Raw genomic sequence first — 22,649 nt, 5'->3', positions numbered from 1 at the left:
GTCAGCCCGCGGCGGCGAAGGCCGCGTCCATCTTCTTCGCCGCGTCGTCCGAGGCCTTCGCCAGGTCCTTCCGGCCGGAGACGATCTCCTGGAACATCGTCGGCAGGACCAGCGAGGCATCGATCTGGCCCCAGGCGGGCGAGGCGGGGACGAACTTGGCGCCCGCGCCGAGGGTCTGGACGAACGGGGCGACGAAGGGCTGCTTCTTCGCGGCGTTGTCCAGGACGTCGGTGTAGGTGGGCAGGAAGCCCATCTCGTCGAACATCTCGGCCTGGGTCTTCTTGCCGGTGAGCGACTTCATCAGGTCGACGGCGAGGGTGCGGTGCGAACTGCTCTTGAGTACGCCGATGTTGTTGCCGCCCGCGAAGGCGGGAGCGATGGAGTTGGGGGCGATGCCAGGCAGCGGGACGACCGCGTACTTGCCCTTGACCGAGCCCGCCTCGACGGCCGCGTGGCTGAAGTCGCCGGCGATCGCCATGGCGGCCTTGCCGGAGGCGAAGGCGGTCACGGTGGCGTTGCCGCCCATGGAGGCGCACTTGGCGGCCGGGCAGTTGTCGTCGCCGAAGAGGGAGGTATAGGCCTCGATGCCCTTGCGGGCCTTCTCGCTGTCGATGGCCGCCTTGTACGTTCCCCCGCTCTCGCCCGCGATCTCGCCGCCGTGGGACCAGATGAAGGGCATCGCGCCGTAGGTGTAGGCGCCGCCGACCGCGAGGCCGTAGAGGTCCGGCCTCGCCTTGCGGACCTTCTTGGCCGTGGAGATCAGCTCCGCCTGGGACTTGGGGGGCTCGATGCCCAGGTCCTCGAAGACGTCGGTGCGGTAGTAGAGGGCCCGGACGCCGACGAAGAAGGGCGCGCCGTAGACCTTGTCGTCGACGGTGACGGACTGCCTGGCGATCGGGTCGGTGTCCTTGGCCTCCTCCCAGGAGCCGAACTCCTCGGTCACGTCGGCGAGTCCGCCGTCCTTGACGTATCCGGCGGTGTCGCTGTTGCCGTACTCGATGAGGTCCGGGGCGCTCCTGGGGTCGTTGAACGCGGCCTTGATCCGCTGGGCGCGGGTGTCGACGGGTATGTACTCGACCTCGACCTCCGCACCCTCGTGGCTCTTCTCGAACGCGGCGACGGCGGCGTCGACGACCTTCTCCTTGGGCTTGTTGCCGACCTCCTGGAAGAGCCAGACGCGGAGGGTCCCGGTCTTCTCGTCACCCTTCGCACTGGTGTCGGAGGTCTGCGGCGCGCAGGCGGTGGCGGTGAGGCCCGCCAGCACAAGCGCCGCAACCGGGGCGGCAATTCGGGCAGAAAGCTTCATCCGGGACCCCTACCGGTCATTCGTTGCATCATGTGCAACGTGCGTTTCGTTCTGCACAACTGGCAGGAGAGTAGGTCCGGTTCCGGCGCCCGACAAGTGGTCTCTACCACTCTGTGACCAGCCGACGCAGCCCGTGCAACGCGAGGGTCCGGTCACCTTCCGTCACCAGCAACGCAGCAGGCCCCCGGCCCGCGCATCACCGCGCGTACCGGGGGCCTGCGCCCCGAGGGGTCGGACGACCCCTACTTGCCGCTCTTGTCCTTGCCGCCGCCCTTGCCCTTGTCCTTGTCGCCACCGGCGCCCATGGACTCGTAGATCTCCTTGCACATGGGACAGACCGGGTACTTCTTGGGGTCGCGCCCCGGCACCCAGACCTTGCCGCACAGCGCGACCACGGGAGTGCCCTCCAGGGCGCTCGCCATGATCTTGTCCTTCTGGACGTAATGGGCGAAGCGCTCGTGGTCGCCGTCGCCCCTCGACACCTGCGGCGTCGGCTCTACGAGGGTCCCCGTACCTGCCCCGCGATCGGGCTCAAGAGTGCTCATAACCGCCAAGGGTACTGAAGAGGACGGGCTTCAGTTGAGCGAAGGGTCGTCCGGATACGTGGCGATCATCGCCAGCTCGCTGCGCTGGCGGCGCAGCACCGCGCGCCAGAGGTTCTCCGGGCGCGGGGAGGAGACGTCACCGGGCTCGGACTCGACCACGTACCAGGCGCCCTCGCCCAGTTCGCCCTCCAGCTGGCCCGGGCCCCAGCCCGCGTACCCGGCGAAGATCCGCAGCGACCCCAGGGCCGGTCCCAGCAGCTCCGGCGGGGTGTCCAGGTCGACCAGGCCGATCGCCCCGTGGACCCGGCGCCAGCCCAGCGGGCCCTCGTCGCCGGGGATCACCGCGACGCCGAGCGCCGAGTCGAGCGAGACCGGGCCGCCCTGGAAGACGACGTCCGGCTCTCCCGTCAGGCCGGCCCAGGAGCCGAGGATGTCCCCGACGCCGACCGGGGTCGGGCGGTTGAGGACCACGCCGAGGGAACCCTCCTCGTCGTGGTCGAGGAGGAGCACCACCGCGCGGTCGAAATTCGGGTCCGCGAGGGCGGGTGTGGCCACGAGCAGTCGCCCTGTGAGCGAGGACACCTCCGTCATGGCAGAAATGATCCCGCATCTTCACCCTCCACGGGGACCCGGCCGCTGTGACGACCGCCCCACGGGAGCGAGCGCAGCTCAGGGCGCACGGAGGCACGGGGAGCGCACCACGCGGCGGGTCCCGGGGGGTCATCCGGACGGTGACCCTCCGCAAGATCGGATGCGCGGAGGGTGTTGTGGCGGATTCATGACGTTCGTACACCCCCCTTCGCCTTACGGAAGGGGGGTAGGAGGCCATTACCCTTTTCGTTGGCCCCCTGCCCGACCACTCCGGAACGCGAGATACATGACCGGCACAGACGATGTCCTGCTTGTCCACGGCGGCACCCCGCTGGAGGGCGAGATCCGCGTCCGAGGCGCCAAGAACCTGGTGCCGAAGGCAATGGTCGCCGCGCTGCTCGGCAGCGGGCCCAGCCGTCTCCGCAACGTACCCGACATCCGTGACGTACGGGTCGTCCGAGGTCTGCTGCAACTGCACGGCGTGACCGTCCGCCCCGGCGACGAGCCGGGCGAACTGATCCTCGACCCCTCGCACGTCGAGTCCGCGAACGTCGCCGACATCGATGCCCACGCGGGTTCGTCGCGCATCCCGATCCTCTTCTGCGGCCCCCTGCTGCACCGCCTCGGCCACGCCTTCATCCCGGGCCTGGGCGGCTGCGACATCGGCGGCCGGCCGATCGACTTCCACTTCGAGGTGCTCCGCCAGTTCGGCGCGACCATCGAGAAGCGGGCCGACGGCCAGTACCTGGAGGCCCCGCAGCGGCTGCGCGGCACCAAGATCCGGCTGCCGTACCCCTCGGTGGGCTCCACCGAGCAGGTGCTGCTCACCGCCGTCCTGGCCGAGGGCGTCACCGAGCTGTCCAACGCGGCCGTCGAGCCGGAGATCGAGGACCTCATCTGCGTACTGCAGAAGATGGGCGCGATCATCTCCATGGACACCGACCGGACCATCCGGATCACCGGTGTCGACAAGCTCGACGGATACACCCACCGGGCGATCCCGGACCGTCTGGAGGCGGCCTCCTGGGCGTCGGCGGCGCTGGCGACCGAGGGCAACATCTACGTGCGCGGCGCCCAGCAGCGTTCGATGATGACCTTCCTGAACACCTTCCGCCGGGTCGGCGGCGCCTTCGAGATCGACGACGAGGGCATCCGCTTCTGGCACCCGGGCGGCGCGCTCAACGCCATCGCGCTGGAGACGGACGTCCACCCCGGTTTCCAGACCGACTGGCAGCAGCCCCTGGTGGTGGCGCTGACACAGGCCGCGGGGCTGTCCATCGTCCACGAGACGGTGTACGAGTCGCGGCTCGGCTTCACCTCCGCGCTCAACCAGATGGGTGCGCACATCCAGCTGTACCGCGAGTGCCTGGGCGGCTCGGACTGCCGCTTCGGCCAGCGCAACTTCCTGCACTCGGCGGTCGTCTCCGGACCGACGAAGCTCCAAGGCGCCGATCTGGTCATCCCCGACCTGCGCGGCGGCTTCTCGTACCTGATCGCGGCGCTGGCGGCGCAGGGCACCTCCCGGGTGCACGGCATCGACCTGATCAACCGCGGCTACGAGAACTTCATGGAGAAGCTCGAGAAGCTCGGCGCGAAGGTGGAACTGCCGGGCGGTTCCCTGGTCTGATCCGTCCACGCGCGCCATCGAGGCCGCACAGTGCTGCCGCACACAGCACCGCGCACCGCGTGAGCAGCCCGTCGCCCCGGCCCGTCACAGGGACCGGGGCGGCGGGCTTTCGGGCTTCAGAGGGGCCGCCCGGCCCCTCGGGGGCGGGCGTACCGGCCGGGGGGCGGTGCCGGCGACCCGTTCGGAGCGCCGGGTGAGGCGGGTCTGGCCGTGTACGGGCCGCCCGACGCCGTGGACAGGCCTTCAAGGGCGCGCGGACGCGTCCCCGCGCTCCGAGGTGCCCGGCGGCGCCCGGGCGCCTGAGCGGGGCGCATGTGCCCGGGGCATGCACGAGGGCGGCCACCCCTGGTCGGGGGTGGCCGCCCTCTGTCTGCGCCTGTGGGTTACTTGCCCTTGGCGGCTTCCTTGAGCTTCGAGCCCGCGGAGACCTTCACGCTGTAGCCGGCGGGGATGTTGATCGGGTCGCCGGTCTGCGGGTTGCGAGCGGTGCGAGCGGCACGGTGGGTGCGCTCGAAGGTCAGGAAGCCGGGGATGGTGACCTTCTCGTCGCCCTTGGCGACGATCTCACCGACGGTCTCGGCGAGCGCGGCCAGCACGGCGTCGGCGTCCTTGCGAGTCACCTCGGCGCGGTCGGCCAGGGCGGCCACCAGCTCACTGCGGTTCATGTTGTTACTCCCGTGTTCTTCTTGCCTGTGAGGCGTGAGATCGAAGCCGATGCTGCCAGGGCCCTCTGACAGTCCCCGGACCCGGGTCTGATGTCAGACCCTCGCGCCCGATTACGCATCCTGCCCCCACCTGCGGCGGGAAAGCCAATCCGGAACCCTTCAGGGTCAACGAAAAGGGCCACTGCCTGCTCGTGGTGACGTTCCGTCGGCTTCCCTTAGCGGTCCGCAGCGGATGCCGGGCCCCGCGGGGCCCACTGCCCGCCCACCCTAAAGGGGCGTTTGGGGCGCCGCGAACCGCGACGCGCCGTACGGCGCGGGCGGGTGCGACCCGGGGTATCCGGCGCATACCCCTGGAAGACCCCGCGAAACGGGTGGGAGGCGGGTGGGGTCAGAGGTCGGCGGAGGGGGCCGCCCCGGTGCCCGCGGCGGCCTTGGCCGCCGCACGGACGGCTCCGGCGACCGCGCCGGCGACCTTGTCGTTGAAGACCGAGGGGATGATGTAGTTCGCGTTGACCTCGTCCTCGGCGACCACGTCGGCGAGGGCTCCGGCGGCGGCGAGCATCATCTCCGTGTTGACGGTGCGGGACTGAGCGTCCAGCAGACCGCGGAAGACACCCGGGAAGACCAGCACGTTGTTGATCTGGTTGGGGAAGTCGGAGCGGCCGGTGGCGACGACGGCGGCGGTCTCGCGGGCGATCGCCGGGTCGACCTCGGGGTCCGGGTTCGCCAGCGCGAACACGATCGCGCCGTCCGCCATCGCGGCGACGTCGTCGCCGTTCAGGACGTTCGGGGCGGAGACGCCGATGAAGACGTCGGCGCCGACGACCGCCTCCTTGAGGGTACCGGTGACGCCCTCGGGGTTGGTGTTGTCGGCGATCCAGCGCAGCGGCGAGTCGGGGTCGGCGGCGACCAGGTCCTCGCGCCCGGCGTGCACGACGCCGTGGATGTCGGCGACGACGGCGTGCTTGACGCCCGCGGCGATCAGGAGCTTCAGGATGGCCGTACCGGCCGCTCCGGCACCGGACATGACGACCCGTACGTCCCCGATGTCCTTGCCCACCACGCGCAGGGCGTTGGTCAGCGAGGCCAGGACCACGATGGCGGTGCCGTGCTGGTCGTCGTGGAAGACGGGGATGTCCAGCGCCTCGCGCAGCCGGGCCTCGATCTCGAAGCAGCGGGGGGCGGAGATGTCCTCCAGGTTGATGCCCGCGAAGCCGGGGGCGATCGCCTTGACGATCTCGACGATCGCGTCGGTGTCCTGCGTGTCCAGGCAGATCGGCCAGGCGTCGATGCCCGCGAAACGCTTGAAGAGGGCCGCCTTGCCCTCCATGACGGGCAGCGCGGCCATCGGGCCGATGTTGCCGAGGCCGAGCACCGCCGAGCCGTCCGTCACGACGGCGACGGAGTTGCGCTTGATGGTGAGGCGGCGTGCGTCCTCGGGGTTCTCGGCGATGGCCATGCAGACCCGGGCGACGCCGGGGGTGTAGATCATCGAGAGGTCGTCACGGTTGCGGATGGGGTGCTTGGACGCCATCTCGATCTTGCCGCCGAGGTGCATGAGGAACGTACGGTCGGAGACCTTGCCCAGTACGACGCCCTCGATGTCGCGCAGACCCTCGACGATCTCGTCCGCGTGCGCGGTGGAGGAGGCCGCGATCGTGACGTCGATCCGCAGCTTCTCGTGGCCGGACGCCGTGACGTCGAGGCCGGTGACCGACCCCCCGGAGGACTCGACCGCCGTGGTGAGCTGGGAGACCGCGGTGCCACTCGCGGGCACCTCCAGCCTGACCGTCATCGAATACGAGACGCTGGGCGCCGTTGCCATGGCCGAGTCCTTCGCTTTCCTCAAGCTTCATTGCCGCACATCCGGACAGCTTCGTTCCGGACACGCTTCCCGATCGTCGCACCTACCGACTGGTAGCCGGTAATGAGTGCCACCTTTCGGAAAGTATTTTCCACCATACGAGAAGTCACCCGTTCGGCGGAACCCCCGACGACTCGGAAAGACGGTCGACGGTCGATGGGTCCGTCAACAAGGACAGGCCCGCGCCACCATCAGGTGACGCGGGCCTGTCTCTTTCTTCACTCAGGTGGCACCGACCCGCCATGCTCGCCTCGCGGCAAGTGGTCGCTCGAAGCGACGAAGGTTGGGCCCGGGGGCTTGGATCGAGCCGGTGCCAGTACCACGGTAACAAAGACCCCGGAGAAGTGATTCCCGTGCGACGGGTTGACCCGTCAAACATGTTCCGGCCACCCGATCGGCCACGGTGGAGCCGGCCGCCGTCAGCCCCCGGGCGGGCCGGGGGTCAGTCCCTCAGCAGGTCCGGTACGCCGTCCTCGTCCGGCATGTCCCGCTCACCCGACACCACCGTGAGCTGCTGGGTGGCCCGGGTCAGCGCCACGTACAGCACCCGCAGCCCGGCCGGGGACTCGTCCGCGATCTCCGCGGGCGAGAGCACCACCGTGGCGTCGTACTCCAGGCCCTTCGCCTCCAGGCTGCCCAGCGCCACCACCCGCTCCCCCAGCTCCGCGAGCCACTCGCGGGCCTGGGCGCGCCGGTGCATCGCCACGACCACGCCGACCGTGCCGTCCACCTCCGCCAGCAGCCGCCGCGCCTCCTCGCGGACCGTGCCGGCCAGGTCGCCGCCCGCCACCGGCACGAAGCGCGGCACCACCCCGGTCGAGCGGACCGCCGCCGGGGACTCCATGCCGGGCATGGCCAGCGCCAGCACCTTCGCCGCCAGCTCCGCGATCTCGGCCGGGTTGCGGTAGTTGACGGTGAGGGTGAAGCGGCGGCGCGGGCGGGAGCCGAGCGCCTCGTCCCTCGCCGCGGCCGCCTCGTCCGGGTCGGACCAGGAGGACTGGGCCGGGTCGCCGACGATCGTCCAGGTGGCGTGGCGGCCCCGGCGGCCGACCATGCGCCACTGCATGGGCGTGAGGTCCTGTGCCTCGTCGACGATGACGTGAGCGTACTCGGTGCGCTCCGCCGCGAGCCGCTCGGCCCGCTCCCACTGGGTCTCCTCACGCTGCGGCATCAGCTCCTCAAGACCGGAGAGCTGGTCCAGCGGGTCCAGCTCCCGCTTCCGCCTGGGCCGGGCCACCATGCCCAGCAGGGCCTGGAGCTCGTCCAGGAGTGCCACGTCGTGGACGGAGAGCGGACCGTTGCCGTCCGCGTCCAGGCGCTTGAGGGAGCGGGCCAGGCGGCGCACCTCGCCCTGGTTGAGGATGCGCCGGGACCAGCGGGCCAGCCGCTTCTCGTCGGCCATCGCGGCCAGCACCCGGCGCGGGGTCAGCTCGGGCCACCAGGCGTCGAGGAACTCCAGGAACGGCGTCTCGGTGGAGACGTCCTCGTCGAAGGACGAGCGGAGCTCGGCCACCAGCTGCGGGTCGGTGTAGCGGCCACGCCCGGAGGACTTGCTCCACAGGGCGTCGAGCAGCAGCTTGCGGGCGCGCGGGCGCAGCAGGTTGACCGGCGCGGTGCCGCTGAGCACGTTGTGCCGGATGCGCTGGAGCTCGTCGGCCTCCAGCTCGACCCGGGCGTTGAACGCGACGACGCGCAGCCGGGTGGGGGTGGTCCCCGTGCCGTTCTGTACGGGCTCCTCGCCGAAGGAGAGCTGGCCGCTGTCGCTCGGCGGCTTCGGTGCCTCCAGGGCGCCCCGGGCCGCCTTGCGCAGCACATGGAGCATCCGTGAGGAGCCCTTGATGCGGGCGATGGCCGGTTCGTCGTAAGCGGTGGCGCCCGCCACACCGGCCGCCTCGTCGGAGAGCGAGCCGATCGCGCGGATCGCGACCTGGCCCTCCTCGCCGAGCGAGGGCAGCACCCCTTCCGTGTACGCGACCAGGAGCGGCGTCGGCGAGACGATCAGGATGCCGCCCGCGTACCGCCGCCGGTCCTGGTAGAGGAGGTATGCGGCCCGGTGGAGGGCCACCGCCGTCTTGCCGGTGCCGGGACCGCCGGTGACCTCCGTGACGGAGGCGGCGGGGGCCCGGATCACCAGGTCCTGTTCGGCCTGGATGGAGGCGACGATGTCCCGCATGGTGTGGCTGCGGGCCTGGCCGAGGGCGGCCATCAGGGCGCCGTCGCCGATCACCGGCAGCTGCTCGCCGTCCAGGTACGCCGTCAGCTCCGGGCGCATCAGGTCGTCCTCGACCCCGAGGACCCTGCGGCCCTTGGAGCGGATGACCCGGCGGCGTACCACGCGGCCCGGCTCCTTCGGGGTGGAGCGGTAGAACGGGGCGGCTGCCGGAGCCCGCCAGTCGATCACCAGCGGCGCGTAGTCGGAGTCCAGGACCCCGATCCGGCCGATGTGGAGCGTCTCGGCGATGTCGGCGGTGGCGTCCTCGCGTACGGCGTCGTCGGCCGGCTCGACGGAGGTGTACGCGCCGTCCGGGCCGCGCTCACCGTCCTTGCCGAGGAGCAGGTCGATCCGCCCGAAGAGGAAGTCCTCGAACTCGTTGTTCAGCCGATTGAGGTGGACGCCCGCCCGGAAGACCTGGGCGTCCCGTTCGGCGAGGGCGCCGGGCGTGCCGACCTGCCCGCGTTTGACGGCGTCGTGCATGAGAAATTCCGCCTCGTCGATCTTCTCCTCAAGGCGGTGGTAGACCCGGTCCAGATGTTCCTGCTCGACACCGGTTTCCCGGTCCCGCAGCGAATCGACAGCGGCATCCTGCGCGGCCACCGAGGCCCCCTTCTGACGTGCATTGGGCAGCCGTCAACCCTATGCGAAGGGGAGCCCGAGCGCACCTGTCGGCCACGCCGCGAGTGTTGCGATCGTGCGTCGGTACGAGGACCGGGGGCCACGCGCCGGAGCGGCCGGGTCCGGCCGGTCCGCTCAGGCGCCGATCTCCACCAGCCGCTCCCCGTCGAAGGTGCGCACCTCGAAGCGGTCGATGTCCTCGCGGGCCATCGCCGCACCGCCGTGCACGTACAGCGGGGACTTCGCCGAGGCGTGCGCCGAGTCCTCGATCCCGTACCCCCACTTCGGGACGGACCAGGAGGTGACGACCTCCTCCTCCCCGGTCTTGGAGACGGCGACGAGCGTGCACTTCTGCGGTCCCTTGACGTTCTTCAGCTCCAGGACCGTGTGGGTGCCCCATGCCTTCTCCTCCAGACCGACCGTCGCGCCGACCCGGGTGGTGGGATCGGTCGCCGTCACCTTCTCCGCCATGTGCTGGAAGAAGGCGTCCTCGGCCGGGCTGGTGGGGTGCGGGTCACCGACGGCGACGCTGCGGCCGCCCTCGTCGCCCGCCGTGACGGCGACGGCGGCGACCGGCCCGCCGATGATCAGGGCGGCCGCCGCGGCGATCAGATACCGGCTCCGCTTCGTACGCCGGTGCCTGCGGTGCGCGACCTCGTCCATCAGCCCGCCGAGCACCCGGGGTGCGGGCCGCTCGGGAACGTGCGGGACGGGACGGGAACCGGGCAGGTCAGCGGGCGCCTCGGCCAGCATCGCCAGCATGGGCTCCATCCCGGCGAACTCGTCCAGATGCGCGGAGCACCGGGCGCAGCCCGCGAGATGGGCCTCGAAGGCGCTCGCCTGGGCGTCGTCCAGGATGCCCAGGACGTAGGCGGCGGCCGCGTCGTGCCCGGGCCCCTCGGGCTCCCCGCCGAACGGCGGCTCGGGGCCGGTGGGGTGCCCGGGACCCGTGCCGTACCCGGGCGCGGAGAGGTACACGGGCCCTGAGGGGTGTGCAGGACCCGCGGGACAGGGGGAGTGCGGGGGATGCGAGGGACCGGTGGGCATACGGGGTCCCGGAGGCCGGGGCCCGAACGGCTGCCACTGCTGGTCGCTCATGCCGTGATCCCCCTCTCTTCGAGTGCGAGCTTCATCGAACGGAGTGCGTAGAAGACCCGGGACCGCACGGTCCCGCTCGGTATGCCGAGCACCTCGGCCGCCTCATGGACCGTACGTCCCTTGAAGTAGGTCTCGACCAATGCTTCCCGGTGCGCGGGCGTCAAATCGTCGAGCGCGTCCGAGAGCGTCATCAGCCACAGCGCCTTGTCGATCTCGTCCTCCGCGGGAATGACCTCCAGCGGCGACGGATCGACCTCGCGCGGCCGGGCCTGCCGGCTGCGGTGGCCGTCGATGACGATGCGCCGGGCGACCGTCACCAGCCAGGGGCGGACGGAGCCGGTGGCCCGGTTGAGCCGGCCGGCGTTCTTCCAGGCACGGATGAGCGTCTCCTGCACCACGTCCTCGGCCCGCTGGCGGTCGCCCGCCACGAGCCGCAGGACGTACGCGAGCAGCGGCCCGGCGTGTTCGCGGTAGAGCGCCCGCATCAGCTCCTCGTCGGGTATCCCGTCAGGGGGCGTGGGCGACTCACTGCGATGTCGAGCCCTGTGCGGACGGTCATCGGCCACGGCCGCATCCTTGCGCACCCGAACCTCCTGGTCGAGACCCTGAATGGAGCTCTTCGGGCATGGATACGGGAGCGGGCGGCGGATCATTCAACGCCGGGTCGTGTTTCTTTCGCGGAGAACCCCTGAGGGTGTCCGCGAAGGGGTTCCTAAGGACGCTCGTCGGCGGCCGTGGTGGCGGAGGCGGCCGCCGTGGTGGCGGAGGCGGCCGTGCGGCGCCGGTGCCGGGCGACCCGTTCGCGGTTGCCGCAGACCTCGCCGGAGCACCAGCGGCGCCGGCCCCCGCGCGAGGTGTCCAGGTAGAGCCGGTGGCAGGTCCCGCCCGCGCAGCGGCGCAGCGCGGCCCGCGCCACCGGGTCGGTGAGCAGGTCCACCGCGTCCCGCGCCACGACCGCGAGGAGCCCCGCGCAGCCGGGTTCGCCGCTCAGGGTCCGTACCAGCGCCCCGCCCTCGTCCCGCACCGCGCGCGGGCCCGGCGGGGCTTCGGCGGCAAGGGAGTTGATCCGGTCCAGGGCGTCTGCGTGGCCGACGCGGGCGAGTTGCCCGGCCGCCCGGTCCATCCGGGCCCGTTCGGCGGGGAGTTGGGCCGACACCAGCCGGTCCACGTCGGCCCGCAACTCCCGGAAGCGGGTCAGCCAGCTGGCGTCCAGTGCGGTCAGTGCGGTCCCCTGCGGGACGAGGCGGGCGGCGGTCAGCCAGTCGGCGAGCCGTTCCGGGCCTTCGAGCAGTTCCCGGGCATGAGGCGTCCCGCCCGCGGGCCCGGTGGCCACCAGGTCGAGACAGATCCGGCCGCAGTCGAACCGCCACACGTTCGCGCCCCTGCCCGCTGCCATGCGCCTGTCACCGCCTCGGGGTCACCGGCCGGATGCCACCCCCCAGAGTGCCCCCGGTGGCGGCCGGCCGTAACCCCCCGGGTGCTCACCTCCCGTACGACGTGTCCCCCGCCGGGTCCAGCGACAGCCGGTAGCCGCGTTTGACGACGGTCTGGATCAGCCGGGGCGCCCCCAGCGCGGAGCGCAGCCGGGCCATCGCCGTCTCCACCGCGTGCTCGTCGGAGCCGCTGCCCGGCAGGGCCCGCAGCAGGTCCGCGCGGGCCACCACCCAGCCGGGGCGGCGGACCAGGGTGCGCAGCAGGGCCATGCCCGCGGGCGGCACCGCGCGCAGTTCGTCGTCGACCAGGACGGCGTGGCCGCGGATCTCGACGCGGTAGCCGGCGATGGGCAGCACCCGCGCGGTGGTGGGGAGTTGGGCGCAGACCAGCTGGACGAGGGGGCCGAGGCGGAAGCGTTCGGGCTGGACGGTGGGGATGGACCGGGCCTGGAGCGGGAGGGCGGTGACCGGTCCCACGCAGGCGGCCAGGACGTCGTCGCGCAGCGCGCCCAGGATCTCCGGGAGGAGCCCGCGGGCCTCGGCGCGGCCCAGGAACGAGGCGGCGGCGGGGGCGCTGGTGAAGGTGACGGCGTCCAGGCCCCGGGCGGCGGTGGCGTCGAGCATCCGGTCGAGCGGGGCGATGTCCTGCGGGGGCATCCAGCGGTAGACGGGGACGCCGACGACCTCGGCGCCCGCCGCCTCCAGGGACTCGATGAAGCCGGGGAGCGGTTCGCCGTGCAGCTGGAGGGCGATGCGGCGGCCTTCGACGCCCTCGCCGAGGAGCCGGTCGAGGACTTCGGCCATCGATTCGGACCCGGGTGACCAGGCGTCGGTCAGCCCGGCGGCCCGGACGGAGCCCTTGACCTTGGGCCCGCGGGCGAGCAGTTCGACTCCGCGCAACCGCTCCAGGAGCGCGTCGCCGATGCCCCAGCCGTCGGCGGCCTCCACCCAGCCCCGGAAGCCGATCGCGGTGGTGGCGACCACCACATCGGGGGCGTGGTCGATCAGTTCCTCGGTCGCGGTGAGGAGTTCGCTGTCGTCGGCGAGCGGCACGATCCGCAGGGCGGGGGCGTGCTGGACGACGGCGCCGCGCCGCTTGAGGAGGGTGGCGAGCTCGTCGGCGCGGCGGGCGGCGGTCACCCCGACCGTGTAGCCCGCGAGGGGCCCGTGCGTTGTGCCGTCGTCCTGCATGGCGTGTTCCCGGCTCTCGTCCTGCTGATACGCGATGGTGCGGAGGCCCGAGACTGCCAACCGCGCGTGACAGGCTCGGTTCCCCCGTATTTCCCGGCCGTTACGTCGCTCGTCGCCAAGCCGTACCCCTGCTACACCTTCGCGTAACCGGCCTGCGGCTTCGCGGGCACGGGAGCGGGGCGGGGCGGCGAAGGTATACCACCCAGGTGAGCGCGGAGCACACCGCGTAGAAGGTGAGGAAGGACCAGAAGGCCGCCGTTCCGGTGCCGGAGGTCTGGAAGGACTGGCGGAAGGCGAGGTTGATCGCCAGGCCGCCGAGCGCGCCGACGGCCCCGATGAACCCCATGGCGGCGCCGGAGAGCCGCCGCCCGTGCGCGGCGGCAGCCTCGCCGTCGAGCCCCTTCTCCAGCGCCTGGGCGTGGAAGATGCCGGGGATCATCTTGTACGTCGATCCGTTGCCCAGCCCGGTCAGGACGAACAGGGCGGTGAAGCCGACGAGGAAGACGGGGAGGGACGCGGAGGCGGAGGCGTAGATGACGACCGAGGTGGCGGCTCCCATCGCGGCGAAAGTGGCCAGCGTGATCCGGGCACCGCCGTGCCGGTCGGCGAGCCTGCCTCCGACGGGGCGGATCAGGGAACCCAGCAGCGGGCCCATGAAGGTGCGCGAGGCGGCCTGGAGCGGGGTGCGGCCGAACTGGGTCTGGAGCACCAGGCCGAAGGCGAAGCTGTAGCCGATGAACGAGCCGAAGGTGCCGATGTAGAGCGCCGACATGATCCAGGTGTGCGGGTCGCGGGCCGCCTCCAGCGCTGCCCCGGTGTCGTTGCGTACGGGCCGGAGGTTGTCCATGTACAGGGCTGCGCAGACGGCGGCCACCACGATCAGCGGGATGTAGACGCCGAGCACGATCCGGGGGTGGGCCGCGCCCAGCGTGCCGATGACGAGAAGGCCGATGAGCTGGACCACGGGGACGCCGATGTTGCCGCCGCCCGCGTTGAGGCCGAGCGCCCAGCCCTTCTCGCGGAGCGGGAAGAAGGCGTTGATGTTGGTCATCGAGGAGGCGAAGTTGCCGCCGCCGATCCCGGTGAGCGCGGCGACCGCCACGAAGGTGGCGTACGAGGTCCCCGGTTCCATCACCAGATACGCGGCCAGCGTCGGGGCCAGCAGGCTCACCGCGGTGAAGACGGTCCAGTTGCGGCCGCCGAACCGGGCGACGGCGAAGGTGTACGGCACCCGCGCCAGCGCCCCGACCAGGGTGGCGGTGGAGATCAGGAAGAACTTTCCGGCCGGGTCGACGCCGTACTCCGGTCCCATGAACAGGACCATCACCGACCACAGGGTCCAGATGGAGAATCCGATGTGCTCGGAGAGCACGGAGAACCACAGGTTGCGGCGGGCGACGCGCTCGCCGCTCTCCCGCCAGAACGTCTCGTTCTCCGGCTCCCAGGTCTCGATCCAACGGCCTGCCATCACGCGCCTCCACAGGGGGTCGGGGTGGTGTCCCCGTCGGTTCGGGGTGTTGTCCCGACGCTAGGGAGCGCGCGTTTCGGTGCGGTGCCGTGAGGTGACCGGTGGGCAACCTTGCTCTCACCAGGTCGGAGGCGGGCCGGTGAGATGCCCCCCTACCGGCTGCGCATCAGAGACAGATCCCCCTCCGGCAGCCATGCGCCGGGCGGAGGCACGAGCCATCCCGCTGCCGTACCCAGCTGGGTCGCCGCCGTACGCAGCGCGTCCACTCCGGGGTGGTTCAGACCCCTGCGCCAGACCAGCATCAGCGGCGACAGCGGTACGGGATCGACGAGCGGGCGCACCACCGCCCCCGGCAGCGGCGGGAAATCCACCACGGCCAGCACGGGGTGACCCGCCTTGGCGATGACGCGCTGGAATTCGGCCACCCCCACGGCGAGCGGTACGGGTGGGGCCAGCTCGATGCCCCACGCGGCGAACAGCAGCGCCGCGAGGTCCGTCCACTCGCGCGTCCGCTCGTTGCCCGCCCCCGCGTAGACGGTCGTCCCGGACAGCTCGGACAGAGTGATGGCCTCACGCCCCGCGAGGGGGTGGGAGGCCGGCAGCATCAGGGCCATCGGCTCGTACCGCACCGGCTGTACGGAGAGCCCGGCGCGCACCCCGCGGGCGAGCCCGGCGGCCCGGCCGAAGGAGACGTCCAGCCGGCCGGCCAGGATCTCGGAGGCCGCCCAGGTCAGCCCGGACTCGAACCGCGCCATCAGCTCGCACTCCGGGGCGAGCTCACGGGCCCGCTCCAGCACCCGGGCGGCGGTCATCCCGTCACTGTTCAGGTCCACGAGCAGCGGCCGGGCGGGCCCGCCGCTGAAGGCGGCGGCGAGTTCGGCGTGGGCGTCGAGCACCCGGCGCGCGTACGGGAGGAGACGCTCGCCGTCCGGGGTGAGGGAGACCTGGCGGGTGGTGCGGACGAACAGCTCCGCCCCGAGCTCGCGCTCCAGCCGGCGGATGTCCCGGCTCAGCGCCTGCTGGGCGACGAAGAGGTGGGCGGCGGCCCGGGTGAAGTGCAGCTCCTCGGCGACGGCGAGGAAGGCGCGCAGGAGCCGGGGGTCGGTGTCGGGGGCGGGCACGCGGTGAATCTACAACGCCGCACCCCATTCACAACAGCGGTGCGTGAATGAGCGGGGAGAAGGTGTTGGACCGGGGCGACGGAGCGCGGCGAGGCTGACCCCATGCCGTCCTCCCCTGCCACCCGGCCCGTTCCCGCTGCCCGTCCCGTCCCCGCCGCCCTCCCCGGCCACTCCTCCACCGCCCTGCTCAACGTCACCGGCGGCCAGTTGGTCGCAGCCCCACGCGCCGCGCCGGAGCGCGTACGGGGCCGTCGGGCACCGGAGCCCGGAGAACGGCAGCCGGCACCGCAGACCGCACGACGGCGACCGGCGCCACTGGACGAACGGCGACCGCCGGCACCGCACACCGTACGACGGCAGCCGGCGCCGCAATCCCGGCAGCGCCGGCCGGCCCGGCGGGTGCCCGCCAACCCCTACCTCCGGCTGCTCGCCACCCCCGGCGCCCGCGCCTTCACCGCGGGCAACCTGATCGCCCGGCTCCCGATGGGGATGCTCAGCGTCAGCGCGGTCATCATGATCGCCGGGTCCCGGGACTCGTACGCCCTCGCCGGTGCCGTCACCGCGACCGGGCTCGCCGCGACGGCCGTCGTCGCGCCGTTCACCGCCCGGCTGGTGGACCGCTTCGGGCAGGCCCGGATCGCCGTGCCCGCCACCGCGCTCGCCGTGCTCGGCTCGCTCGCGCTGGTGCTCTGCGTGCACTACGACGCCCCGGCCTGGACCCTGTTCACCGCGTACGCCGCCACCGCGACCACCCCGAACACCGGCGGGATGTCCCGGGCCCGCTGGGCGCACCTCCACCGGGGCGACCCGGCGGCCCTGCACACCGCGAACTCCTTCGAGCAGGCCACCGACGAGCTCTGCTTCATGCTGGGCCCCGTGCTCGCCGCGACACTCTGCGGGGCGCTGTTCCCGGAGGCGGGCACGCTGGTGGGCGCCCTCCTGCTGATGACCGGCGTCCTCGTCTTCGCCGCCCAGCGCGCGACGGAACCACCGGTGGCCCCTCGTACGCGCGAGGCCGCCTCCCCTCTCCGTACCCCGGGCGTGCCCGCGTTGCTGGCGGTCTTCCTGGCCACGGGGGCGGTGTTCGGGGCGCTGGAGGTCGTCTCCATCGCCCATGCCGGGGGCGCGATCCTGGCGCTCCAGGCGGCGGGGTCCTGCGCGGCGGGTCTGGTCTACGGATCGCTGCGGCCCGCCCGGAACGTCCACCGCAGGCTGCTCCTCTGCCTGGCCGCGATGACCACGCTGATGTCCCTGCCGCTGCTCGCCGCCACCTCCACGGCCGCCCTGCCCGTCCTGGCGCTCTGCCTGCTGCTGGCGGGCGCGGCGACCGCGCCCACCATGGTCACGGGCATGACGCTGGTCCAGCGCGCCACCCCCGCCGGGCAGTTGAACGAGGGCATGACGCTCGCGGTCACCGCGCTGCTGGGCGGGGTCGCGGCCGGTGCGGCCACGGGCGGCTGGCTGGTGGAGCACGCGGGTACGGTCTCCGGCTACGCGGCCCCGATGGGCGCGGCGGCCCTGGCCCTGGTCATCGCGGCAGCGGGGACGCGGGCGGCCGCCTCTCGCCCGTCGTGAACCGGGCGCGCCACAGATCACGGAGCAGCGCGATCTCGGCCATGTGGTGGATGAGTTCGAGGTTGGCGCCGAAGAGCGTGCTGATGAAGGGGTCGTCGGGATCGGAGCCGTACGGATACTGCGAGAAGCCGACCGTGTCGAGCTGCTCCTCGGTGGCCGCGCCGACGCTCTCGCGCCAGCGGTCCAGGGCGGTCCAGAACCGCCGCAGCGCCAGCTCGGCGGAAGGGGTGAAGTCGACCAGCAGCTTCGGCTCCCGCCGTCGCTCGCCGAAGGACCACTCCCACCGGCCCGCGAGATCGGAGTGCAGGTGGCCCAGGCGCCAGGCGATGGTCGTGACCGGTACGGCGTCGGGCTCCGCCTCCCCGGTATGGGCGAGGACCTCCTCCACCCGCTCGACGCTCACGCTCCAGTCCTCGGCGATCTTCGCCACGCTCATGCCCCCGGCGGCCTGCCGGGCGACCTCGGCGTACTCACTCGCCGGGATCTCCGGCGCCCCCTTGTCGATCACCCAGGCCCCCGGCCCGTACGCCCGGGGCGTCGTCGCCTCCTCCCGGCGCCGGATCGAGTAGCACCCGGCCACGGGCTCCCACAGGTACTCCTCGTCGGTGAGCCCGGTCAGCCGTACCTGGGCCATCTCCCGGGCCTGGTCGAACTGGGCCAGCAGCAGCCCCAGCCGATCGGTCCGCACGCCCTGGTTCTCCATGCCTTGCTCCCCACGCCCACGGCGCCCGGCAAGCCCCGGCGCCCGAAGGGAAGGTAGTGCCCGTTTCCACCGGACGCGACCGGTTAACCGGCCCGTACGAGGGTGGTCGGGCCCGCTCACGGAGCCACGGTCGCAATGAGAAAAGCCCCTGCCCCGCGAGCGGGCTCGCGGGGCAGGGGCTTACATGGGGTGGTGGAGATGGCGGGAATCGAACCCGCGTCCAACGGTGCGGAACCAGGGCTTCTCCGAGTGCAGTTCGCTACGCTTTTCTCGGCCCCGGAGGTCACGCGAACAAGCCTCCGACAGGCCCAGCCACTGTTTGATTTCCTTCTCGGCCCCGTGGCCGGGCCGAGAAGTTTAGATCCCTAGTTGATGCCAGGATCCGGGTCGGGATCACCCCCGGGCTGACACTCCGCAGAGTCTTCGCTTAGCTGCTAATTAGGCAGCGAGGGCGAAGGCGGAGGAATCGCGCTTGGAATTGGCGATTATTGTTTGCGACATATGGTTTACGAGATCATTGCCGCTTCCTCGACTCGCTTCCCCTGCTTCGACATCCGCTGTCGAAACCGATCATCCCCATGTTGATTTATCAAAACGCACACCTTCGCTGAGGTGCACGGCCCATCGTACGTGACTGACGCCGGACGATGCCAGCGCATTCCCTCCGGCGGGGGGCGGCCCCGGCCCGGAGCGGCACCGCTCAGGCGCTGCGCTGCCGTCGGCGGGCCGCGGAGATGGCGCGATTCGTCTCCCTCGTGTCCTGCTTCTCGCGGAGTGTCTGGCGCTTGTCGTACTCCTTCTTGCCCTTCGCCAGCGCGATCTCGACCTTGACCCGGCCGTCCTTGAAGTACAGGGCGAGCGGCACGATCGTGTGGCCGCTCTCCTGGGACTTCGACGCCAGCTTGTCGATCTCGGCCCGGTGGAGGAGCAGCTTGCGCTTGCGCTTGGCCGCGTGGTTGGTCCAGGTGCCCTGGACGTACTCGGGTACGTGGATGTTGTGCAGCCACGCCTCGTGGTCGTCGATCTGGACGAACCCGTCGACCAGGGAGGCCCGGCCCATCCGCAGGGACTTCACCTCGGTGCCCATGAGCACGAGGCCGCACTCGTAGGTGTCGAGGATCGTGTAGTCGTGCCGCGCCTTCTTGTTCTGCGCGACCATCTTGCGCCCGGTGTCTCTGTCCTTAGCCATAGTGCGGTCATTTTCGCACTACGACCCACCCCCGAGACCACTCAATACCGTCTCGGCCCGCTGCTGGGCCCTCTCCCCCGCCACCAGGTCGGGTGTGATGCCCCTGCCCTCGACACTGCGGCCGGCCGGTGTCCGGTAGTGGCCCACGGTCAGCTCGGCCACCGAACCGCCCGGGAGCTCGCTGGGCATCTGCACCGAGCCCTTGCCGAAGGTGCGCGAGCCGACGGTGACCGCGCGGCCCCGGTCCTGGAGGGCGCCGGTGAGCAGTTCGGCCGCGCTCATCGTGCCGCCGTCGACCAGGACCACCACGGGCCGCTCGGTGTCGCCGCCCGGGTCGGCGTACAGGGCCTGCTGCCGCCCGCGTACGTCGTACGTGGCGACCAGGCCGCCGTCCAGGAAGGCGGAGGCGGCGGTGACGGCCTCGGTGACCAGGCCGCCGGAGTTGGCCCGGAGGTCGAGGAGTATCCCGGCTTCCCCGGGCGCCCCGCGAACGGCGTCCCGCACCTCCTGGCCGGTGCCCTTGGTGAAAGCGGCGACCTTGACCAGGAGGGCCGAGGAGGGGCCGGTGCCCAGGCGGCTCACGGTGACCGCGTCGGGGGTCAGGCGGACGCGCTCCAGCGTCTTCGTCGAGGGCTCTCCCTCGCGTACGAGACCGAGGACGACGCGGGTGCCTTCCTCGGCCCCCGTACCGTCACCGCGCAGTAACGCGACCACCTCGGGGACGGGACGCCGGTCGACGCGGCGGCCGTCCACCGTGCGGAGCAGGTCGCCCTCGCGGATGCCGGCCCGCTCGGCCGGGCCGCCGGGCTGGACCCGGGAGACGGCGACGCCGCCGTCCACGGTGCGGCGGGCGGAGAGACCGACGCCGGTGTACGAGCCGTCCAGGGCCTGCTCGAACTCCTCGTACTCCCGCTCGTCGTAGACCGCGCCCCAGCGGTCCCCACTGCGGCTGACGACCTCCCCGGCGGCCTCCTTCACGGACTTCCCGTCGGCCTCGGCCTCCGCCGCGGCCTCCTCGATCTCCTCGCGGTCGACCGGGGCGACGGTGGAGGCGACGGCACGCGCCGGGAACTCCGGTACGGGACCGGGGCCCTGCGGCAGCGAACCGGTCGCCGCGCCGGTGGCGAGGACACACCCGAAGACCACTGTCAGGGCCGCCCCGCGGCAGAGGCCGCGGGGCCGGAAGCGGTGCGGACAACCCGACATGACGCCGAGTCTAGGACAAGCCTCCTGGGACGCACGGGTACTTGCCCGTGCGCCCCAGGAGGCGTATGTCATACCTTCAGATACTTGCGCAGCGCGAAGAGGGCGGCGATCGCCGGCATCAGGAGGCCGATCGCCAGCACCAGCGGGAGCTTGGTGAAGACCGCGTCCCAGCCGATGAAGTTGATCAGGTTCAGCTTCTCCTGGAGCGCGAGGCCGCCGTCGATCAGGAAGTAACGGCCGCCGAGCAGCATCGCGCAGGCCAGCAGGCCGCCGATCAGGCCGGCGACGGCCGCCTCCATGATGAAGGGGGCCTGGATGTAGAAGCCGGAGGCTCCCACCAGGCGCATGATGCCCGTCTCACGTCTCCGGCTGAACGCGGAGACGCGCACGGTGTTGACGATCAGGATCACCGCGATGACGAGCATGAGGATCATCACGTAGATCGCCACGACGTTCATGCCGTTCATCAGCTCGAAGAGGTTGTCCAGGATGGACCGCTGGTCCTGGACGGACTGCACCCCGTCCCGCCCCGCGAAGGCCGTCGCCACGACCTTGTACTTCTGCGGGTCCTTCAGTTTGACGCGGAACGACTCCTGCATCTGGTCGGGCGTGATGTTGCCCGCCATCGGGGAGTCGCCGAACTGCTCCTGGTAGTGCTTGTACGCCTCGTCGACCGTCTCGAAGTGGACCGGCTTCTCGACCGCCTCCATCTTCTCCAGGTCGGCCTTGATCTGGCTCTTCTGCTCCGCGGTGACAGCGCCCTTCGCACACTTGGGCATGTCCTTGGCGTCGTTCTTGTTGCAGAGGAAGATCGAGACGTTGACCTTGTCGTACCAGTAGTCCTTCATCGTGCTGACCTGTTCGCGCATCAGCAGCGCGCCCCCGAACAGGGCGAGCGAGAGGGCGACGGAGACCACGACGGCGAAGGTCATCGTGAGGTTGCGACGGAGACCGACGCCGATCTCCGACAGGACGAACTGGGCGCGCATGGCGTCCTTTCAGTACTCGATGCTCGACATGCACGAGGGGCCCGGGGGCCCCTCGGTCAGTGCTGGTAGCCGTAGACGCCGCGCGCCTGGTCGCGTACGAGACGGCCCGATTCGAGCTCGATGACGCGCTTGCGCATCTGGTCGACGATGTTCTGGTCGTGGGTCGCCATGATCACGGTGGTGCCGGTCCGGTTGATCCGGTCCAGCAGCTTCATGATGCCGACGGAGGTCTGCGGGTCGAGGTTGCCGGTCGGCTCGTCCGCGATCAGCAGCATCGGGCGGTTGACGAAGGCCCGGGCGATCGCCACCCGCTGCTGCTCACCACCGGAGAGCTCACCGGGCATCCGCTCCTCCTTGCCGCCGAGGCCGACGAGGTCGAGCACCTGGGGCACGGCCTTGCGGATCTCACCGCGCGGCTTGCCGATGACCTCCTGGGCGAAGGCCACGTTCTGCGCGACGGTCTTGTTGGGCAGCAGGCGGAAGTCCTGGAAGACCGTCCCCAGCTGGCGGCGCATCTGCGGCACCTTCCAGTTGGACAGCCGCGCGAGGTCCTTGCCGAGCACATGGACCATGCCCGTGCTGGCGCGCTCCTCGCGCAGGATCAGCCGCATGAAGGTCGACTTGCCGGAGCCGGAGGAGCCCACCAGGAAGACGAACTCACCCTTCTCGATGTCCAACGAGACATCGCGCAGAGCCGGTCGGGTCTGCTTCGGGTAGGTCTTGGAGACGTTGTCGAATCGGATCACGGATGCACCACGGTCGGCCGGGAGTAGGTGAGCGTGACCATACGCGAACCGGGCTCACACGTGCAGGCGCCGTCCGGCAATGGGCGATTTATGGCGGATCGCCGCCCGGTACGTACCGGGTCGGGCCCTCCCTTGTCCGGCGGGCCGCGCCGAAACCGGCGGGAGCTGGCACAGTGGTGGGGGGAACGGTCGCGTTCCCCGGAGCGTTGTGCGGAGGAAGAAGCAGTCAGCGGCTCCGCCGCGCGGGAGGAGGAATGCGCATGACCTATGACCGACTGGTGTGCGCGAACTGCGCGTCGCCCGTGAGCGAGGGCCGCTGCCGCGTCTGCCGTGCCGTCCGGCAGCAGATGCTGGAGGAGCAGGGGCAGGGCCCGCTGGCCGGGATGAGCCCCGCCATGCTGATCGCGCTGATGGTCGTGCTGCTGACGGCGCTCGCGCTGCTGGCCCACCGGACGGGCTGACCCGCCTGCGATCCCTGCGGCCCTCCGGTGCCGCGCCC

Annotated in this window: 19 protein-coding genes, 1 other RNA gene and 1 pseudogene; 3 read left to right on the top strand and 18 right to left on the bottom strand. The window is 71.5% G+C overall.

Features of this window, described 5'->3' with window-relative positions; all coding sequences use genetic code 11:
* Position 1 precedes the first annotated feature (1 nt).
* The 3 genes from ACIQAK_RS05945 to ACIQAK_RS05935 all read right to left on the bottom strand — a co-directional run bounded on the left by ACIQAK_RS05945 (position 2) and on the right by ACIQAK_RS05935 (position 2,442).
* On the bottom strand, positions 2-1,306 hold the full coding sequence (locus ACIQAK_RS05945) for an extracellular solute-binding protein (protein ID WP_366387075.1): 1,305 nt from the start codon (positions 1,304-1,306) through the stop codon (positions 2-4).
* Between the two features lie 242 nt (positions 1,307-1,548).
* Positions 1,549-1,851 carry a DUF3039 domain-containing protein gene (locus tag ACIQAK_RS05940; protein WP_366387074.1) on the bottom strand — a complete coding sequence of 101 codons (303 nt, stop codon included), beginning with the start codon at positions 1,849-1,851 and terminating at the stop codon, positions 1,549-1,551.
* Positions 1,852-1,881: 30 nt separating this feature from the next.
* A complete protein-coding gene (locus ACIQAK_RS05935) occupies positions 1,882-2,442 on the bottom strand; it encodes a YqgE/AlgH family protein (RefSeq protein ID WP_366387073.1) in 561 nt (186 codons plus the stop codon).
* 286 nt (positions 2,443-2,728) lie between these two features.
* Here ACIQAK_RS05935 and murA point away from each other — a divergent pair, with 286 nt between their 5' ends.
* Positions 2,729-4,069 carry a UDP-N-acetylglucosamine 1-carboxyvinyltransferase gene (gene murA / locus ACIQAK_RS05930; RefSeq protein WP_007450559.1) on the top strand — a complete coding sequence of 447 codons (1,341 nt, stop codon included), beginning with the start codon at positions 2,729-2,731 and terminating at the stop codon, positions 4,067-4,069.
* Between the two features lie 383 nt (positions 4,070-4,452).
* Here murA and ACIQAK_RS05925 read toward each other — a convergent pair whose 3' ends face one another.
* From ACIQAK_RS05925 to ACIQAK_RS05885, 9 genes and pseudogenes are all read right to left on the bottom strand, one after another.
* The gene (locus tag ACIQAK_RS05925; RefSeq protein ID WP_003968811.1) at positions 4,453-4,734 is read right to left on the bottom strand and encodes an HU family DNA-binding protein; all 282 of its coding nucleotides are present in this window, start codon (positions 4,732-4,734) and stop codon (positions 4,453-4,455) included.
* A gap of 388 nt (positions 4,735-5,122) precedes the next feature.
* Positions 5,123-6,559 carry an NAD-dependent malic enzyme gene (locus ACIQAK_RS05920; RefSeq protein WP_366387072.1) on the bottom strand — a complete coding sequence of 479 codons (1,437 nt, stop codon included), beginning with the start codon at positions 6,557-6,559 and terminating at the stop codon, positions 5,123-5,125.
* Between the two features lie 481 nt (positions 6,560-7,040).
* Entirely contained in the window at positions 7,041-9,413 is a 2,373-nt protein-coding gene (locus ACIQAK_RS05915) for a UvrD-helicase domain-containing protein (protein ID WP_366387071.1), read from the bottom strand.
* Between the two features lie 153 nt (positions 9,414-9,566).
* Positions 9,567-10,529, bottom strand: coding sequence for a zf-HC2 domain-containing protein (locus ACIQAK_RS05910; RefSeq protein ID WP_366387070.1), 963 nt, complete (start codon positions 10,527-10,529; stop codon positions 9,567-9,569).
* Complete coding sequence (locus ACIQAK_RS05905) at positions 10,526-11,113, bottom strand: sigma-70 family RNA polymerase sigma factor (RefSeq protein ID WP_366387069.1); 588 nt, start codon at positions 11,111-11,113, stop codon at positions 10,526-10,528. The genes ACIQAK_RS05910 and ACIQAK_RS05905 overlap by 4 nt, the downstream gene beginning before the upstream one ends.
* A 128-nt stretch (positions 11,114-11,241) precedes the next feature.
* Positions 11,242-11,925 carry a CGNR zinc finger domain-containing protein gene (locus tag ACIQAK_RS05900; protein ID WP_366387068.1) on the bottom strand — a complete coding sequence of 228 codons (684 nt, stop codon included), beginning with the start codon at positions 11,923-11,925 and terminating at the stop codon, positions 11,242-11,244.
* An 85-nt stretch (positions 11,926-12,010) separates the two neighbouring features.
* Positions 12,011-13,153 (bottom strand): uroporphyrinogen-III synthase, encoded by a 1,143-nt coding sequence (locus ACIQAK_RS05895; protein WP_366387791.1) that lies wholly within the window; start codon positions 13,151-13,153, stop codon positions 12,011-12,013.
* Between the two features lie 131 nt (positions 13,154-13,284).
* Positions 13,285-14,621: pseudogene (locus tag ACIQAK_RS05890) on the bottom strand (nitrate/nitrite transporter).
* 152 nt (positions 14,622-14,773) lie between these two features.
* Entirely contained in the window at positions 14,774-15,742 is a 969-nt protein-coding gene (locus ACIQAK_RS05885; protein WP_366387066.1) for a LysR family transcriptional regulator, read from the bottom strand.
* A gap of 102 nt (positions 15,743-15,844) precedes the next feature.
* Between ACIQAK_RS05885 and ACIQAK_RS05880 the strand changes: the two genes are divergently transcribed.
* Positions 15,845-17,317: an MFS transporter gene (locus tag ACIQAK_RS05880; RefSeq protein WP_366387065.1), complete on the top strand. Its 1,473-nt coding sequence runs from the start codon at positions 15,845-15,847 to the stop codon at positions 17,315-17,317.
* Here ACIQAK_RS05880 and ACIQAK_RS05875 read toward each other — a convergent pair.
* The 6 genes from ACIQAK_RS05875 to ftsE all read right to left on the bottom strand — a co-directional run bounded on the left by ACIQAK_RS05875 (position 17,271) and on the right by ftsE (position 22,150).
* Positions 17,271-18,020 (bottom strand): DinB family protein, encoded by a 750-nt coding sequence (locus ACIQAK_RS05875; protein ID WP_366387064.1) that lies wholly within the window; start codon positions 18,018-18,020, stop codon positions 17,271-17,273. The two genes, ACIQAK_RS05880 and ACIQAK_RS05875, sit on opposite strands and share 47 nt — an antisense overlap.
* A gap of 190 nt (positions 18,021-18,210) precedes the next feature.
* Positions 18,211-18,598: a transfer-messenger RNA gene (ssrA, locus tag ACIQAK_RS05870) on the bottom strand.
* 122 nt (positions 18,599-18,720) lie between these two features.
* Entirely contained in the window at positions 18,721-19,209 is a 489-nt protein-coding gene (gene smpB, locus ACIQAK_RS05865) for an SsrA-binding protein SmpB (protein WP_366387063.1), read from the bottom strand.
* An 18-nt stretch (positions 19,210-19,227) separates the two neighbouring features.
* Positions 19,228-20,415, bottom strand: a complete 1,188-nt coding sequence (locus ACIQAK_RS05860) for a S41 family peptidase (protein WP_366387062.1) — start codon at positions 20,413-20,415, stop codon at positions 19,228-19,230.
* Positions 20,416-20,483: 68 nt separating this feature from the next.
* The gene (gene ftsX / locus ACIQAK_RS05855) at positions 20,484-21,404 is read right to left on the bottom strand and encodes a permease-like cell division protein FtsX (RefSeq protein ID WP_366387061.1); all 921 of its coding nucleotides are present in this window, start codon (positions 21,402-21,404) and stop codon (positions 20,484-20,486) included.
* Positions 21,405-21,460: 56 nt separating this feature from the next.
* Entirely contained in the window at positions 21,461-22,150 is a 690-nt protein-coding gene (gene ftsE, locus ACIQAK_RS05850; RefSeq protein WP_015608884.1) for a cell division ATP-binding protein FtsE, read from the bottom strand.
* A 260-nt stretch (positions 22,151-22,410) separates the two neighbouring features.
* On the opposite strand from ftsE, the gene ACIQAK_RS05845 reads away from it, so the two are divergent.
* Positions 22,411-22,611, top strand: a complete 201-nt coding sequence (locus ACIQAK_RS05845; protein WP_366387060.1) for a hypothetical protein — start codon at positions 22,411-22,413, stop codon at positions 22,609-22,611.
* The last annotated feature ends 38 nt before the right edge of the window (positions 22,612-22,649 follow it).

The organism is Streptomyces sp. NPDC088706 (genome assembly GCF_044752765.1).
Lineage (GTDB): Bacteria > Actinomycetota > Actinomycetes > Streptomycetales > Streptomycetaceae > Streptomyces.
The sequence above is the reverse complement of the archived record's forward strand: the minus strand, read 5'-3'. Positions and strand labels throughout refer to the sequence as shown.

Coding starts and splice junctions, on each gene's coding strand:
- ACIQAK_RS05880 (WP_366387065.1), top strand. CDS start 15,845: ATGCCGTCCTCCCCTGCCACCCGGCCCGTTCCCGCTGCCCGTCCCGTC.
- ACIQAK_RS05940 (WP_366387074.1), bottom strand. CDS start 1,851: ATGAGCACTCTTGAGCCCGATCGCGGGGCAGGTACGGGGACCCTCGTA.
- ACIQAK_RS05945 (WP_366387075.1), bottom strand. CDS start 1,306: ATGAAGCTTTCTGCCCGAATTGCCGCCCCGGTTGCGGCGCTTGTGCTG.
- ACIQAK_RS05935 (WP_366387073.1), bottom strand. CDS start 2,442: ATGACGGAGGTGTCCTCGCTCACAGGGCGACTGCTCGTGGCCACACCC.
- ftsX (WP_366387061.1), bottom strand. CDS start 21,404: ATGCGCGCCCAGTTCGTCCTGTCGGAGATCGGCGTCGGTCTCCGTCGC.
- murA (WP_007450559.1), top strand. CDS start 2,729: ATGACCGGCACAGACGATGTCCTGCTTGTCCACGGCGGCACCCCGCTG.
- ACIQAK_RS05920 (WP_366387072.1), bottom strand. CDS start 6,559: ATGGCAACGGCGCCCAGCGTCTCGTATTCGATGACGGTCAGGCTGGAG.
- ACIQAK_RS05895 (WP_366387791.1), bottom strand. CDS start 13,153: ATGCAGGACGACGGCACAACGCACGGGCCCCTCGCGGGCTACACGGTC.
- ACIQAK_RS05875 (WP_366387064.1), bottom strand. CDS start 18,020: ATGGAGAACCAGGGCGTGCGGACCGATCGGCTGGGGCTGCTGCTGGCC.
- ACIQAK_RS05925 (WP_003968811.1), bottom strand. CDS start 4,734: ATGAACCGCAGTGAGCTGGTGGCCGCCCTGGCCGACCGCGCCGAGGTG.
- ACIQAK_RS05860 (WP_366387062.1), bottom strand. CDS start 20,415: ATGTCGGGTTGTCCGCACCGCTTCCGGCCCCGCGGCCTCTGCCGCGGG.
- smpB (WP_366387063.1), bottom strand. CDS start 19,209: ATGGCTAAGGACAGAGACACCGGGCGCAAGATGGTCGCGCAGAACAAG.
- ACIQAK_RS05900 (WP_366387068.1), bottom strand. CDS start 11,925: ATGGCAGCGGGCAGGGGCGCGAACGTGTGGCGGTTCGACTGCGGCCGG.
- ACIQAK_RS05910 (WP_366387070.1), bottom strand. CDS start 10,529: ATGAGCGACCAGCAGTGGCAGCCGTTCGGGCCCCGGCCTCCGGGACCC.
- ACIQAK_RS05845 (WP_366387060.1), top strand. CDS start 22,411: ATGACCTATGACCGACTGGTGTGCGCGAACTGCGCGTCGCCCGTGAGC.